The sequence below is a fragment of the Ruegeria sp. AF7 genome (genome assembly GCF_056541885.1).
Window position 1 is genome coordinate 1 of record NZ_JBQFYX010000021.1, and the last position, 13,992, is coordinate 13,992.

Consider the following 13,992-nt stretch of genomic DNA (forward strand, 5'->3'; position numbering starts at 1 on the left):
GAACTGCCGACACGAAAACCAGAACACTCACAAAAACAGAGACCTGGAGTTTACTTAGCGGTCAGCGATAGGCTCGCATCTGCCCTTCTCTGCGACAAGCCCGAATTGGTAGTATGAGCCCCAACCGGACCTTAACTGCACTTTGAGTTTTTGCTCGTGCAGAAGGCTCTAAACCACGCAAACCGGACCTTCCCACGCGCTTCTCAGATGGCAGGGCAGCGGACCTTACTGCCATTCGTCCCAATGATTTGAATGACCGCTCATGGTTCCAATGTAGTCAGGCATCTTCGGCTGAGCGCGCCGTTAGCCATGTCACGACATTGACGACCGATTCATTGGTTTTGGCGGTTCGTGGCATGAGGACATAGAAATCACTTCCGCTCGCGTCCCAAGCTGCACCAACCTCGATCAAACGTCGGGCTTCAAGGTCATTAGCCACCAGAAACCGGCTTACCAACGCCAAACCTTGCCCGGCGATTGCTGCATCGACCGCAAGGGAGGTTTGGCTCAGACGAAGGTGACGAGGAGACTGGTCCCGTACGCCTAAATGCGCAAGATAGCTGGGCCATAGGTCATGGGTATCATGGACCTTCGGCTGGTTGGCGAGGTTTTCTGGGTCAAGATGAGCGTCACCTTTGGCCGCAAACTTTGGCGCGGCGACAGCGATTAGCGACTGCTTGAACAAGAGCGTTACGTCCAGCGATGCGCCAAATGGCGGCGATCCCTGGCGCACTGCCAGGTCTATCCCGTCGCTGTGGAAGCTGGAAACTCTTTCGGTCGCCATAATCCGCAAATCGATATCCGGGTGCGCTGCGGTGAAGTCCGGTAGGTTGGGGATCAGCCATTTCGCAGCAAAGGTCGGTGTGACACTGATAAGAACTTTATTCGGCTCTGGTTTCAGTTCGGCAGTTGCGGCTCGAAGGTCTACGAACACTCCGGCAATGCGGTTGTGATAGCTGCGCCCGACTGGCGTAAAAGCCAAGCCTTTCGGCACCCTTTCAAACAAGACCACATCAAGATGCGCTTCGAGCTGGCGTACCTGTTGTGCAACGGCCCCTTGCGTAACGCCCAATTCATCGGCGGCTGAGCGGAAGCTGAGGCGGCGACCGGCTGCATCGAACGCACGCAAACTGTTGAGCGGGGGAAGTTCGGTCATTTTTCAATAGTAATTCTACTGTCATGCAACATCAATTCTGAATCGAATTTCACCAAAAAAATAACCATGTATGGTTCAATCAAGAAAGGATACTCGACATGACAGTAGAAAAAGTAGCTTTGATCACGGCTGGCGGCAGCGGTATGGGCGCGGATGCAGCCCGCAAATTGGCAGAAGATGGGTTCAAAGTCGGCATCCTGTCCTCGTCCGGCAAGGGTGAGGCGCTCGGCGGAGAACTCGGCGGCTTTGGCGTGACTGGCTCTAACCTTGATGGAGAAGCGCTGAACGCTCTGGTCGAGGGTGCGAAGGATCGTTGGGGCCGTATCGATGTCTTGGTGAACTCTGCTGGCCACGGACCGAAAGGACCGGTTCTCGAAATCAGCGACGACGATTGGCATCAAGGGATGGAAGTCTACCTGATGAACGTGATCCGTCCGACAAGGCTTGTCACACCCACAATGCAGGCGCAGCGCGGCGGGGCGATCATCAACATCTCAACCTTTGCGGCATTTGAACCTGACCCTCTTTTCCCAACGTCGGGGGTCTTCCGGGCCGGGCTTGCTGCATTCACGAAACTCTATTCGGATAAATATGCGTCCGAGAACATTCGCATGAACAACGTCCTTCCGGGATTCATAGACAGTCTGCCCGAAACCGAAGACCGCAAAGCGCGTATTCCCATGGGGCGCTACGGTTTCGCTTCGGAGGTGTCTTCTCTCATTTCGTGGCTCGCCTCGAATCATGGTGGCTACATGACAGGACAAAACTTGCGTCTCGACGGAGGATTGACACGTGCAGTCTGATACCTTGGCGCTCGCGTCATCGCGCGAGCGCCTTGTCTTCGCGGTCAAGTGGGGCGCATCCGCAGTTCAGATCATGGGATACACCGCGACCGGGTTTGGCTGGACACCATGGAACCTCTACCTGTTTCTTGTCGGAGTCGTGGGTTGGTTCGCCGTCGGCGCTCTATGGAATGACAAGGCGCTCATGCTGGTCCACCTTGTCGCGCTAGGCGCAATGATTGCAGGTATGGCAAGCGGCTGACACAAAAGAGCGGTCATTAGTGCGTCTTGCAGCATCGGTCAAAGAGGGCTCGTTGCCGTCATCAGAACAACCGCAGCATTTCATTGGAGGGCCCAGATCACGACGATGAAGTCGGCCCTTAAGAGACATTCACCACCCAGCTCCGATGCTGCGGTCGCAGCCCGTACTGCCGCCGTTCGCTGCGGGTGCAAAGTCGAGAGCATGACGACTTAGAAGCGGGCCACTGGCTTAAGCTGCAGCACACATGCTCAGAACGAATTCAACGCGCTGTTGCACTGATACTCTTGGCAGCTCCGTTCTCAAGTAGCCAAGGGTATCTAATGCGCGCACAATACGGCGATGCTCCTGAAGTGCTTCACTGAAGTCGTGCCTGCGTTCAGCGTCCTGCGTGAAAAGATCTTTCCATGGAGGGGCTACGAAAACATGCTTTGCGTATTGCCGCGATGTTCCGAGTGTTTCTGATAGGTCCGGTCCACCAGAACTCGCTAAGGCAACCGCAGCATCAACTAAGCCGCGATCAAAAAAGACCCAACCTTCTGACTCACACGCTGCGTGCAAGTCTGTCCTTGCAACCTCAACGGCTCGCAAGGCGAATGCGTGCATGTTCACCCACGGCAAAGCGTGACTCGCCCGGGCCAGTTCATCTGCAACGATCCGTCGACCAGGCTCTGGCACCGTAGTGTGCCCACATTTGCCGAGGGCCTGAAGCAAAGTTGACTTTCCCCCACCAGAACAGCCTGTCAGCAAAATCAGCTTTTGTCCCATCACTTTGTCCCAAGACCAATTCTGCGTCGCGCTACCGCTCGTTCTGAGGAAGGCCGTCTGCGATCTCGTAGTAGTCCCCTTTCTCAGACATAAAGATATGCATCGCCAGAGACGTATTCGTTGGACCATCGAACACGCCCATGGCCACCGCCGTCCAGTCATGGTGGATCGGATCCCAGAACAGGGTTGATCCACAGGTGCCGCAGAAGCCCCGTCGCACCTTTTTGGAAGACTGGTACCAGCGCACTGCATCCTCGCCTTCAACCCGAAGTGACGTCCGGGGAATGTCGATGGAGGCCTCAAAATGACCGGAATGCTTGCGACATTGCTGGCAGTGGCATGCCGTGGGGCGAGGCAGGTCACCTTCGACGACGATCTTAACGGCGCCACAAAGACAAGATCCTTTATGCATGGCCCACCTCCTCTGTTTTTGGCGCACGGTTCCGGCGCCGCACATTCAGTGCTTGAATGAGAGCTTTCGCTTCGGCTGGCGGCTCCTGTTCGACGCGTCGGTAGTTGGTGCCATCGTTTCGGCGCGTCAGAAGCCCGGCAGAAATCATTGTTCGCCGCAGGGTTGCTGGATCTTTGAACACGTGTTCGAGATTCAGACGCTCGTTGACTTCCTGCTCCATCATCGACTGTGCCGGCGGAAGTCTTGCCCAGAGCGCCCAAAGAGCAAGCGTTTGCACACTGCGTTTGGACGGCCAACGAACGAGACAGCCATTGGAATCGAATTGATGCAAGGCGCGCTCTACGGCTCTCGCATCAACAGTTTGCCCGTTGGTTGCGCGCGCAAGCCTTTGGCCAGCAGAGTGGACCGAACGCATGTGTTGGACATTTTGAAAATTTGCGGCACGCGCAGCCATATTCATAAGCACGAGGTGCGGCGGGCTTACGTCACCGAGTTGCTTGGCGAGGGATCGCGCAAACACGGTCAAGTCGTCCGCGTGTAACGGCAGAGAGATTTTAGGCATGGGGCTTCCACATCAAGCGCCAATGCTGGATCGTCGGTCGCTGGCTTAACGAAGCGGCGCTCTCAACTGTGTTAGTGATTGCTTTGCCGTTCGATCTGTTTGGCAGGTTTAGCTCTCCCAGAGGAGCAGCGACGCCTCGGTGTCTGCCGACCGTGCAAAGTAGATAGCAAATGATGCGACCGAGGCCAAGGCCATCGTTGTATTGCCCGCCCAACCAGACAGTTTCCTTCATCCGTCTCTTCCTGGTTCGCTCTGATCGCTGGAGAATAACGCGATCTTGTTGCCTTGAGGATCGCGCAGGTAGCCGACAAAAAAGTTCGGTCCGTAGGCCTCTCTGAAGCCCGGCGCTCCATCGTCTCTTCCACCCGCCTCAAGTGCAGCGGCATGAAGATCACGAACCTGTTGTTGGCTGCGCGCCTCGAACGCGACCATCGTGCCATTTCCTGTTGATGCGGGCTTCCCGTCAAAAGGAGATTTGACATAGAACTCAGGGAGGTTTGGCGCCTGCCCCGGCTTTGTAGGAAGCGCATAGCTCAGGTCACCGTGATAGTGTTCCAGCTGATATCCGAGATCTGGCAGAAACGCGGAGTAGAAGCGTTCAGCGCTCTTCATGTCATCGGCACCTATTGTGATGTAGGCAATCATAGTTAAGCATCCTTGTGATTTGTTCCCATTCGTCGCTTGACGCGTTTAGTCGCGGCGGTTCGCGCATTTGATCATATAAACCAGTATCGCCGCGCATGTTCGGCCTTAGCCTCTTCGATAGTCATGCGATTTCTACCAAGCGGATCAATTGATGGAAAATCATTGGGTCGTGCTGAAGCGGGCAGAGTGCCGATGGCAAGAACGGCCGCACCGCCGGCAAACGCTGCAGAAAGGCCAAACATGGCACCCCAGGATATGCCAGCGACGATCCCGGCCAAAACCGCTCCAAACGCGCCTACCCCGTCCAGCAAAGTGAACGCGAAACCCAGCGTCGTACTTTCGTTGCGATCCGAGTGATCAACTGCGGCTGCCAGCATTGTCGCTCGAACTGCGTCCAGCGAGGCAACCCCAAAGGCCATGATTGCAATCATGACCAAGAACGGGGGCTCGAACACCAGTAAACCGACAGCCAGGGCAGCAAACCCGTTTCCAGTTGCGAGTACCGGAAAGCGGCCGAGCTTGTCGGAAATTGATCCAACCAACGGCTGGGCGAGCGCCCCGGCCACAAGCATAGCTGCAAAGATAACCCCAATCTTTTCGGGTGTAAGTGCGTGAACCGTCGCCAAGTAGAGCGGGATCATGCTCATCAGACCAATCAGTGCCATGTTATTGAATGAGACCATGGCAACGAGGCGAACCCCTCTTTGACTGCGCCATGTATTCAGAAGCAGCAATAGCTCCTTTCTACTGATACGCGAAGCTTCGGATAAGGGAACCGCCCGCGCGATCCACAAAAAACAAACGCCAACACAGGCGGTTGGAAGTACCGAAAGCGCCAGAGCAACGCGCCAATCCACAACCGATAACAGCAACCCGATCAACAGTGGCGCGAACACCTCCGCAAAAGACCCTCCAACCGCATGTATTCCCAAAGCGCGGGCGCGCGTTGTCTTGTTGTCGTCGGTCAGTACTCCGGTTGCAATCGGATGCCAGGCCGCGTTGCCCATCCCAGCGAGTGCCAGAAGGATCGCAAGGCTCCAAAATCCTAGCGCCTTTGCTGCGAGCGCATATCCCACGACGACCCAGAAAAAGGTACCGACAAGAAGACGACCCCGGCTCGACACCCGATCTGCGATGAGGCCCGCAGGCAGATAGGCCAAAGCACCACCAACGCTGAGCAGCGTGAACAGTAGACCGACCTCAGCGGGGGAAAGGTCCATGTGGAGGCCAGCGGCCGGCACGATCAACCATAGCGCTGCGATTGGCCAGTCGATGGCGAAGTGTCCTGCGGCAAACCAGGCCATCAGAGATCGTTCTGTCATAGTGCCTAACCCATTGAGTGCGAAACTTCAGGCACGGTGCCCGACTGATTGGCGATTGTTAGCGAAGGGTGATATGTCTGTCTGTCGACAGGGAGACGATTGTTATTGAGGATTCGTCAATGAAGGACAGCAAGCTGACAACATCTGATCGACCCCGCTATCTCGGGGAAACGATTGAGCCAGCGTCAGGCGAATGCTACGACTGGCATTCCCACGATTTTGGTCAACTCATCTCCGCGGCCTCAGGGTCGATGTATGTCGGAACCCCGGACCGGGTCCTGCTGCTCAGTCCGGCTATGGCGATCTGGATTCCCCCGGACAAAGAACATTGGATGCGCTATGGGGCGAACAACGTCATGCACTATGTCGATGTCAATCGCGAAGAGGCAGAGTGGCTTGGGCCAGATTGCCGGGTCGTGGCCATGACACCACTTCTGGATGCATTGTTTGTTGCGGCGATGCCAGAAGCGACAAGTACACGAACAGTTAAGCACAACACAGCGCTGCAGACCTTGCTTCGACACGAGCTACTCGCAGCGAAGGACGTGTCGCTCTCACTTGTTTTGCCGAAAGATGCGCGGCTACTCGGCGTCGCGCGTGATGCCCTCAACGACCCAGGCAGCATTCGCTCAGTCGAAGCTTGGTTGTCAGGCGTCTCCGCGAGCAGAAAGACCGTCGAACGACTGTTCATCGCAGAAACAGGCATGCCACCGTCGAAATGGTTGCGCCATGCACGGGTCTTGCATGCCGTATCACTGCTCGCGGCGGGTAAGAGCGTAACCTCGGTTGCCTTCGATATGGGATACGAATCTATGAGCGCTTTCAGCTATATGTTCCGACAAACTCTAGGCGTTAGTCCGAGGGAGGTTTTAAGGAGCCGGTAGGTTGTACCAAAAGGGTCAGATGTTTTCTGCGGCCCATACCAGCCACTCAAACATGGTCTAGAATGCTGCAGACGCAGCCCGCTTAGCGGTCGCTCGCAGCACTTGCAAAATTGGAGACTGAGTGGACTCACACATCGCGGGACAATTCGGACTTGTGCAGCTGCCCTTACTGCTGACGCAGTATTTGCTCCCATGTGCGGCATTCAGATTGCCACGTCACAACGGGCGTCTCCAGACCGGCTATTCCTTCGCGAACGGAATAAAGAATTTTTTTGCCATTGCAGCCTTGAAGGGCGCTGTCAACTCCATACTGCGTGCGAGTCTAAAACAAGTGCAGCGCCATTTTACAAAGTGTAGTTCTTAATTTTTGCTGAGTAAGAGGCTTCTCCAAGCAATGAATTCTGGCATTTGTTTCGGCAAAATGTGGGGTGTCATCCGGCATGCGACCAGAGACGATGATGATCTGGGCGGTAGGGTGGCGTTGCATGCAGAATTCTGCCAGCTCCCACCCAGTCTCGCCATTGTCGAGATGCAGGTCGGTGACCACCACGTCCGGTGACATGTCGGATTCAAGGAATTTTTTGGCAGTTGCGTAACTGGGCGCGCTTTGAACCAAAAAGCCTTCCTTTCTAAGGCAACGCTCAGCGTGTCGCATAGCCTCCGCGTCGTCCTCCACGACGAAGGCCCGCTTACCACTTCCAGACAAAGCATTGGTGCCGTCTTGCCGATCCGCGATTGGAAAGACGAGGCGCACCTCCGTACCCTTTCCGACGGTGCTGACTATTTCCACATCGCCGCCGGATTGTTTCATGAAGCCGTAGACCATAGGCAGACCGAGCCCCGTTCCGCTGCCGTCGCTTCGGGCCGAAAAAAACGGTTCGAATGCCCGCGACAGGGTCATTTCGTCCATGCCGCTTCCAGTGTCGGTTATTCTGACAATTGCCTCGTCGTCGCTGGATGCCTCGATGGCCAGATTTATCGTTCCATCGCCTGCAATGGACTGGCTGGCGTTTAGGCAAATATTGAGGATGGCGCTTTCAAGCTGGCCTGGGTCTACCAACACAAGTACAGCCTGGTCACAAAACTGCGTCTCCAGATGTGTCCCGTCTTTCAACCCGATACCGATGAGGTCGGTCAAACCGCCGACTAACTCTTTTAGGTCCACAACCTCCGGAGACAGGGCCTGCTTTCTTGCAAATGCGAGCAGTCGTTGGACTAGAGCGCCTCCAATTTCCAACGCCTCCTTCACCCGATCAACTGTTCCAGTTGCACGCTTGCCGGTTCCGGCCTCTTCAATAAGGTGGATGTTTGTCGAAATGCTGGATAACACGTTGCCAAAGTCGTGAGCGACTTCGCCGGCAACTTTTCCCAGGCTTTCAATATGCTGGATTTGTCGCAGCCGATCTTCGAGTTGTCTGCGCTCAGTGGCATCGGAAAACAACCACACGCCACCTCCGTCCGGGAGAGCGCTCCGTCGAATTTCGATCACCACACCGTCGGGGCTCCTGATCTCGCTAAATCCAATAAAATCCTCGTTGAGCTGCTTCGCGTTTTCGTCAGCACTCATCGGTGACGCCTGCAACAGTTCAGAGATTCTCCCTCCCTGGGTGCGCATTTCGGCATCCAGGCGAAGAGTCTTGACGAAGTTCGGATTCGTGGCCGTCAGGCACCCATCTGGCCCGGAGATAGCGACACCGTCCGAGATGTTCGTGAACACGCGCTCAAATAGCGCGTTTTGGCGATTTAGCCTCGTGTTGCTACGGTCTAACTGCAGGGCGTTCGCGCGAAAGACTCGAAACGACCTTTGAAGGATTCCGATTTCGTCGTTGGCGGTGGAATCTTTCGGAAGCCGAGTGGTTTTGTCACCTTCCGCCAATCGCATCATTGCGTTGGAGACAGCGGTAATGTTTGCCGTGACGTATTTTGAAACGAATATGGCGGATAAAAGCGCGATTGTGACCGCACCCAACCCCAGCACGAGGATGACACCTTTCGCAAATCCAATGGCAGTAGTCGTTTGAGCCCTCTCAGCGGACAAAAAGCTTTCGGCATCAGCGGCGAAGGCACTGGAAAGTTGGTTGATGATCGAAGCGTTCGAGCGAATGCGAAAAAGTGCGTTCTGAGCTTCCAACTCCCTGGACAGCTCGCGACGTCGGCTTTCGAACAAGCCTTCTGACCCATGTGCCAGTTGCTCCATTTGGCGTAAATAGCGAGTCTGGAGAACCGCCGCTGAATTCCCCGGGAAGTCCCGCGCAAGACGTTGGTAGTCTCGGCGATGCTCTCCTACGCCGAGCAGGTTCTCTGCATGTGCAGCGCCCACGAGCTCGTTGGCCATGGCCTGAAGAGATAACCAATCGCGACGCTCCCCCTCAGTGATGGCGGAGTTAAATGACTGCCCATAAAATGTGGTTTCCAGTCCGTCGAGCCTATCTGCAAGCCGCTGACTTGTTTCCCTCTCGCTATTCCGGGCCTCGGCGGTTTTTGCCAGTTCGGAAATGGCAACTTTCATCTCCGCGATTGCCGAGCGTATCTCATTTTCGAAGGCGTACACCGAGTTTTCTGGATTCTGATCACTCGAAGGCCAATCGTTGGCGACTTGATCAAGCGTCTCGGCCAAGATCAATCCTTCACGTTCGATGAGATACTCCGATGGAAAACTCAGCAGGAACGGAGCCGACGTAGCTATATCTGATGACTGACGCGACAGCCTCAATGCTCTCGCGACTTCGGACAAAGTCTGCCTGTGGAGTTCCTCCAGGCGCGTGTTTGCGCGATCAAGCGAGTACCAAGAAACACCGCCTACGAATAGAGTAGAGATTGCCAACAAGGATAAAGCAATCCAAAGGCGCTGTCGGATATTGGCCTTGAACCGGAACGTCATCAGACTTCGTCCGTGGCGCCGCCGGTCACAAAAATGTACCCTTGTCCCCGTCTGGTCTGCAAATGAACCGGTTTGGAAGGCACACGTTCGATCTTCCGCCTCAGGCGCAATATGAGCACGTCAATGGTTCGGTCGACGTATTGAGACAGATCGCTGCCGAGTTCCTCCAGAAGCTGTGGCCGGGGAATTATCTCGTTCGGATGCCGAAGTAAGAATTCGAGCAGGCGATATTCGGCGTTGGTTAGCGGGATTTCCTCGCCCGAGTTGTCCCGCAACTCTCTGCGCTCAATATCCAGAGCCATCTCCCCAAATGCGTACCGTGCATCAGTGCCACCGGTTGCGACAACGGCGCGGGGAATATTGGAACCGTAGCGCCGCAGGACCGCCCGTATCCGCGCGATTAATTCACGGGGGTTGAACGGCTTCATCAGATAATCGTCCGCCCCGGTTTCTAACCCGACAATCTTGTCGACTTCGTCGCCAACGCCAGTGAGCATGACAATTGGCAAGTCGAGCGTCTCTCGGATCCGCATGGCCAGTGTCAGCCCAGACTCGCCGTCGAGCTTGAGATCAATCAGGGCGAGGTCAATGTTTGGCGCAGGCCCCAATGCATAGAAGTCACGACTACCTTTGAGGTCTACCGGATCGAAGCCATTCTCGTGCAACAGGTCACACAAAGATTGACGAACGATCTTGTCGTCGTCGATCACGGCTACCCTTGTTCGGCTCTTAGCTTCGCGCTCCAAATGACATCCATCGCGATTTCGATGGTCCCCTCGAAATTTTTCGTATGCTTCCATACTGCACGATCCCATAAACCCCGTCTTCCGGTTTTTGATTTGAAAACCCGCCCTGTGGAGTAACATTTGTAACATTGTTAACCGTTTAGCTGTTCGCCGGTAGGTTTGTTAATCTGTCCATGCTCGCAGTCATGAGTTGCCGGCCAATACGATAAGGGGAGCCTTGGAACCCATGTGAACGGGTCCGATCCGAGGTGAAACCTTTGGGAGGACTTTATGAAAAAGACCACATCTTTGAGCGTAGTCGCGCTCGTTGCATCCTTCGCAGCCGGACAAGCGGCAGCCGACGAACTGAGCCTGGTTTGCAGCGCCGAGCAAGACTGGTGCGACCTCATGGCCAATGCATTTGAAGCCGAAACTGGCATCGACGTTGCAATGGTGCGCAAGAGCACCGGTGAAACACTGGCGCAGGTTCGCGCCGAGGCTGGCAATCCGAAAATCGATGTTTGGTGGGGCGGCACTGGCGACCCGCACCTGATTGCCGCCTCAGAAGGCCTTACTCAGGCTTCCGGCGTGGACACGTCTGAGCTGCTCGGCTGGGCCGTCAATATGTCCGACATCTCAGAAGGTCGGACCGTTGGCATTTACGCCGGCGCGCTCGGCATTGCATACAATTCCGAGATTCTTGCGGCCAAAGGTGCAGAGCCGCCCGCATGCTGGCGCGACCTGACCAATCCGGCCTATGAAGGCGAGATCCAAGTTGCCAATCCGAACAGCTCTGGCACGGCCTATACCGAACTTGCCACTTTTGTTCAGCTTTTCGGGGAAGACGAGGCGTTTCGCCTGTTGGCGGAGATCGGCAAAAACGTGAATTCCTATACAAAATCTGGCTCGGCGCCTTCGAAGGCAGCCGCCCGCGGCGAAACCGGCATCTCAATCGGCTTCATGCATGACATGGTTAAACTTGCCGCGTCCGGTTTCCCGCTTGAGATCGTCGCACCATGCGAAGGAACCGGGTATGAAGTCGGGGCCGTAAGCATCATTGAGGGGGCCAAGAACCCGGAAGCGGCAAAACAGTGGGTTGAGTTCGCATTGACCGCAGAAGTCCAATCGCGCGCGCCCGAAGTCGGGTCCTTCCAGGTTCCGTCCAACAGCAACGCGCAGGTTGCGCCGGAATCTCCCGATCTCGAGTCAATCAAGCTCATCGACTACGATTTCGCGACCTACGGGTCGGGCGACACCCGCGAACGCCTGCTGGCTCGCTGGGACGCCGAAGTGAAGCCGGCAGGTAACTGATACAGGCATCTCCCGGTCGGAGCGCGGCCATTTCCTCCATTTGTCGCGCTCCGGTTTTTTGGCCACTTGATGTGGTCGGCAAAAATTCAAGGATTAAGAAATGAAGCGCACCACGAGCCTATGGCTGCTTGTGGGGTTGGTGGGATATTGCCTGCTGCCCTGGTATATGGCGGACGGCGGATTCTGGTCATTCTCATGGCTGGCAAATTTCAATGAGAACGAGGGCGGTTCAGCCCTGACCCTAGTTATCCTGCAAGGCAGGATTTGGCTGTTGCCTCTATTCCTGGGCTTGATTGCAGTTGGTGCATTGCTGGCACTTTCCATGCCTCCCGTGGCGAAGGCACGCGCAACCGCCGCAGTTGCATTCGCTGCTTTGGTGTATTCTGGATTGCAGGGGCTGATCATTGTCAGGGATGGCCCAAGACTACTTGACGGCATCTTCTCATTTCTCGGCGCGAGCGATGGTCAACCCGGATTGGGTGCCGGAGCTTTGGTTACGCTGGTCGCGCTGCTGTTCATTTTGACGACCAGCATATCATCCATGGGCAAAGGTCGCGGCGATGCTTTTGTCGTTGGTTTGATCGGCCTCATCATCACTCTGGTCGGTGTGTTCGTATTCTTCCCCGTCGCCCACATCCTGATCCGCGCGTTTGAGATCGAGGGTGGCAGCTACTCACTCACGGAATTTTTCCCCCGGTTCTTCTCATCAGACATTTGGGGGCTGGGATGTCTGATCGGTGGCTCTTGCGGACCAGCGATCAACTCAGTCATGCTCGGTGTCATGACAGGTGCAGGCACCACGTTGTTGGGGCTGTCATTTGCGTTGATCTTCACCCGCACGCAGTTTCGGGCAAAGAAGCTGCTTCGCATTCTCACCGTCATTCCAATCATCACGCCGCCGTTTGTCATCGGCCTTGCGCTGATCCTTTTGTTTGGGCGAACCGGTACAATCACCAATTTCTTCGCTGAGTTGTTTGGCGTCGAGGCTACCCGGTGGATTTATGGTTTCTGGGGCGTGTACCTCGCCCAGATGCTTTCCTTCACTCCGATCGCCTTTCTCGTGATGATCGGCGTGGTCGAGGGCGTCAGCCCCTCGATGGAAGAAGCGTCCCAGACGCTGGACGCGGACCGTTGGCAAACATTTCGCTACGTCTCATTGCCGCTAATGCGGCCCGGCCTAGCCAACGCGTTCCTCCTCGGCTTCATCGAGAGCATCGCGGATTTTGGCAATCCACTCGTCCTGGGCGGCAACTTCAATGTCCTTTCGACCGAGATTTACTTTGCCATCGTTGGTGCCGTTGCAGACCCCGCAAAAGCGGCCATCTTGTCGATCGCGCTGCTGACGCTTACGCTGAGTGCCTTCCTGGTTCAGCGGAAGTGGCTCGGGAAGAAGTCCTATGCGACCGTCACCGGCAAGGCCGACTCCGGTCAGCATTCTGCCCTCAGTCTTGGCGTCAAAACCGCCTGCTATGCCACCGCACTGCCCTGGGCTGTCTTCACTGCCGTTGTCTACAGCATGATCGTGTTTGGCAGCTTCGTGAAACTTTGGGGCTACAATCACAGCTTCACGCTCGATCACTACAAGCGCGCTTTTTCCATCGACTTCAGCAATGGAGTTCGCTGGACCGGTGTGGCTTGGGACAGCTACTTCACGACGCTTACGATTTCGACAATCGCGGCACCGCTTACCGCCCTGGTTGGGCTAGCAACTGCCTACTTGCTAGTGCGCCAGAAATTCGCCGGCAAGAACGCTTTTGAATTCAGCACCATGCTCAGCTTCGCAATCCCGGGCACCGTCATCGGTGTGAGCTACATCATGGCGTTCAACTTCCCACCTATCGAGCTGACGGGAACGAGCATTATCCTGATTGTCGTTTTCGTGTTCCGGAACATGCCAGTTGGCGTGCGGGGCGGGATCGCTGCAATGTCGCAGCTTGACAAGAGCCTCGACGAGGCTTCGATCACGCTAGGTGCAAACAGTTTCACGACCGTCAGACGCGTCATAGCACCATTGCTCGGGCCGGCCGTTCTGGCCGCGTTGACCTACAGTTTCGTCCGCGCAATCACATCCGTTAGCGCCGTGATCTTCCTGGTCAGTGCAAAGCACAACATGGCGACATCCTTCATCGTGGGACGTGTTGAAAACGGGGAATTCGGATTGGCGATCGCTTATTCGGCCGTCCTGATCATCACCATGCTCACCGCAATCCTGCTTCTTCAGGCGGCCATCGGCACACGAAAGCTTCGGCGCACGAACCGTGTACAGCCAGCCACTTGATACAGAT

General features: G+C 55.8%; 13 protein-coding genes. 5 read left to right on the forward strand and 8 right to left on the reverse strand.

Translation table 11 applies throughout. From position 1 onward, the window contains the following. Positions 1–277: 277 nt before the first annotated feature. A complete protein-coding gene (locus tag ACR0AP_RS18975; protein WP_480508599.1) occupies positions 278–1,156 on the reverse strand; it encodes a LysR substrate-binding domain-containing protein in 879 nt (292 codons plus the stop codon). Positions 1,157–1,254: 98 nt separating this feature from the next. Here ACR0AP_RS18975 and ACR0AP_RS18980 point away from each other — a divergent pair, with 98 nt between their 5' ends. Further along, positions 1,255–1,959 carry an SDR family oxidoreductase gene (locus ACR0AP_RS18980; RefSeq protein ID WP_480508601.1) on the forward strand — a complete coding sequence of 235 codons (705 nt, stop codon included), beginning with the start codon at positions 1,255–1,257 and terminating at the stop codon, positions 1,957–1,959. Beyond that, positions 1,949–2,200, forward strand: coding sequence for a DUF6552 family protein (locus ACR0AP_RS18985; RefSeq protein WP_480508603.1), 252 nt, complete (start codon positions 1,949–1,951; stop codon positions 2,198–2,200). Before ACR0AP_RS18980 ends, ACR0AP_RS18985 begins: the two co-directional genes overlap by 11 nt. Positions 2,201–2,428: 228 nt before the next feature. Here ACR0AP_RS18985 and ACR0AP_RS18990 read toward each other — a convergent pair whose 3' ends face one another. The 5 genes from ACR0AP_RS18990 to ACR0AP_RS19010 form a co-directional block, all read right to left on the reverse strand. Next, positions 2,429–3,094, reverse strand: a complete 666-nt coding sequence (locus ACR0AP_RS18990) for an AAA family ATPase (protein WP_480508605.1) — start codon at positions 3,092–3,094, stop codon at positions 2,429–2,431. Next, positions 2,997–3,377: a GFA family protein gene (locus ACR0AP_RS18995; protein ID WP_480508607.1), complete on the reverse strand. Its 381-nt coding sequence runs from the start codon at positions 3,375–3,377 to the stop codon at positions 2,997–2,999. Before ACR0AP_RS18995 ends, ACR0AP_RS18990 begins: the two co-directional genes overlap by 98 nt. Then, on the reverse strand, positions 3,370–3,939 hold the full coding sequence (locus tag ACR0AP_RS19000; protein WP_480508609.1) for a DUF2087 domain-containing protein: 570 nt from the start codon (positions 3,937–3,939) through the stop codon (positions 3,370–3,372). The genes ACR0AP_RS18995 and ACR0AP_RS19000 overlap by 8 nt, the downstream gene beginning before the upstream one ends. A gap of 228 nt (positions 3,940–4,167) precedes the next feature. Continuing rightward, the gene (locus tag ACR0AP_RS19005; protein WP_480508611.1) at positions 4,168–4,584 is read right to left on the reverse strand and encodes a VOC family protein; all 417 of its coding nucleotides are present in this window, start codon (positions 4,582–4,584) and stop codon (positions 4,168–4,170) included. A gap of 71 nt (positions 4,585–4,655) precedes the next feature. Beyond that, positions 4,656–5,906: an MFS transporter gene (locus tag ACR0AP_RS19010; RefSeq protein ID WP_480508613.1), complete on the reverse strand. Its 1,251-nt coding sequence runs from the start codon at positions 5,904–5,906 to the stop codon at positions 4,656–4,658. A gap of 119 nt (positions 5,907–6,025) precedes the next feature. Here ACR0AP_RS19010 and ACR0AP_RS19015 point away from each other — a divergent pair, with 119 nt between their 5' ends. After that, the gene (locus tag ACR0AP_RS19015) at positions 6,026–6,790 is read left to right on the forward strand and encodes an AraC family transcriptional regulator (RefSeq protein ID WP_480473210.1); all 765 of its coding nucleotides are present in this window, start codon (positions 6,026–6,028) and stop codon (positions 6,788–6,790) included. A 322-nt stretch (positions 6,791–7,112) separates the two neighbouring features. On the opposite strand, the gene ACR0AP_RS19020 is transcribed toward ACR0AP_RS19015, so the two are convergent. Then, positions 7,113–9,671, reverse strand: coding sequence for a sensor histidine kinase (locus ACR0AP_RS19020; protein ID WP_480508615.1), 2,559 nt, complete (start codon positions 9,669–9,671; stop codon positions 7,113–7,115). Continuing rightward, positions 9,671–10,471: a winged helix-turn-helix domain-containing protein gene (locus ACR0AP_RS19025; RefSeq protein ID WP_480508617.1), complete on the reverse strand. Its 801-nt coding sequence runs from the start codon at positions 10,469–10,471 to the stop codon at positions 9,671–9,673. Before ACR0AP_RS19025 ends, ACR0AP_RS19020 begins: the two co-directional genes overlap by 1 nt. A 216-nt stretch (positions 10,472–10,687) precedes the next feature. On the opposite strand from ACR0AP_RS19025, the gene ACR0AP_RS19030 reads away from it, so the two are divergent. Then, positions 10,688–11,707: an ABC transporter substrate-binding protein gene (locus ACR0AP_RS19030; RefSeq protein WP_480508619.1), complete on the forward strand. Its 1,020-nt coding sequence runs from the start codon at positions 10,688–10,690 to the stop codon at positions 11,705–11,707. Positions 11,708–11,807: 100 nt separating this feature from the next. Next, positions 11,808–13,985, forward strand: a complete 2,178-nt coding sequence (locus tag ACR0AP_RS19035; protein ID WP_480508621.1) for an ABC transporter permease — start codon at positions 11,808–11,810, stop codon at positions 13,983–13,985. Positions 13,986–13,992: the final 7 nt, after the last annotated feature.

Bases quoted from the DNA above. Each gene is read 5' to 3' on its own strand.
- ACR0AP_RS18975 (WP_480508599.1), bottom strand. From the start codon at position 1,156: ATGACCGAACTTCCCCCGCTCAACAGTTTGCGTGCGTTCGATGCAGCC.
- ACR0AP_RS18980 (WP_480508601.1), top strand. From the start codon at position 1,255: ATGACAGTAGAAAAAGTAGCTTTGATCACGGCTGGCGGCAGCGGTATG.
- ACR0AP_RS18990 (WP_480508605.1), bottom strand. From the start codon at position 3,094: ATGGTCCAACGAATACGTCTCTGGCGATGCATATCTTTATGTCTGAGA.
- ACR0AP_RS18995 (WP_480508607.1), bottom strand. From the start codon at position 3,377: ATGCATAAAGGATCTTGTCTTTGTGGCGCCGTTAAGATCGTCGTCGAA.
- ACR0AP_RS19000 (WP_480508609.1), bottom strand. From the start codon at position 3,939: ATGCCTAAAATCTCTCTGCCGTTACACGCGGACGACTTGACCGTGTTT.
- ACR0AP_RS19005 (WP_480508611.1), bottom strand. From the start codon at position 4,584: ATGATTGCCTACATCACAATAGGTGCCGATGACATGAAGAGCGCTGAA.
- ACR0AP_RS19010 (WP_480508613.1), bottom strand. From the start codon at position 5,906: ATGACAGAACGATCTCTGATGGCCTGGTTTGCCGCAGGACACTTCGCC.
- ACR0AP_RS19015 (WP_480473210.1), top strand. From the start codon at position 6,026: ATGAAGGACAGCAAGCTGACAACATCTGATCGACCCCGCTATCTCGGG.
- ACR0AP_RS19020 (WP_480508615.1), bottom strand. From the start codon at position 9,671: ATGACGTTCCGGTTCAAGGCCAATATCCGACAGCGCCTTTGGATTGCT.
- ACR0AP_RS19025 (WP_480508617.1), bottom strand. From the start codon at position 10,471: ATGGAAGCATACGAAAAATTTCGAGGGGACCATCGAAATCGCGATGGA.
- ACR0AP_RS19030 (WP_480508619.1), top strand. From the start codon at position 10,688: ATGAAAAAGACCACATCTTTGAGCGTAGTCGCGCTCGTTGCATCCTTC.
- ACR0AP_RS19035 (WP_480508621.1), top strand. From the start codon at position 11,808: ATGAAGCGCACCACGAGCCTATGGCTGCTTGTGGGGTTGGTGGGATAT.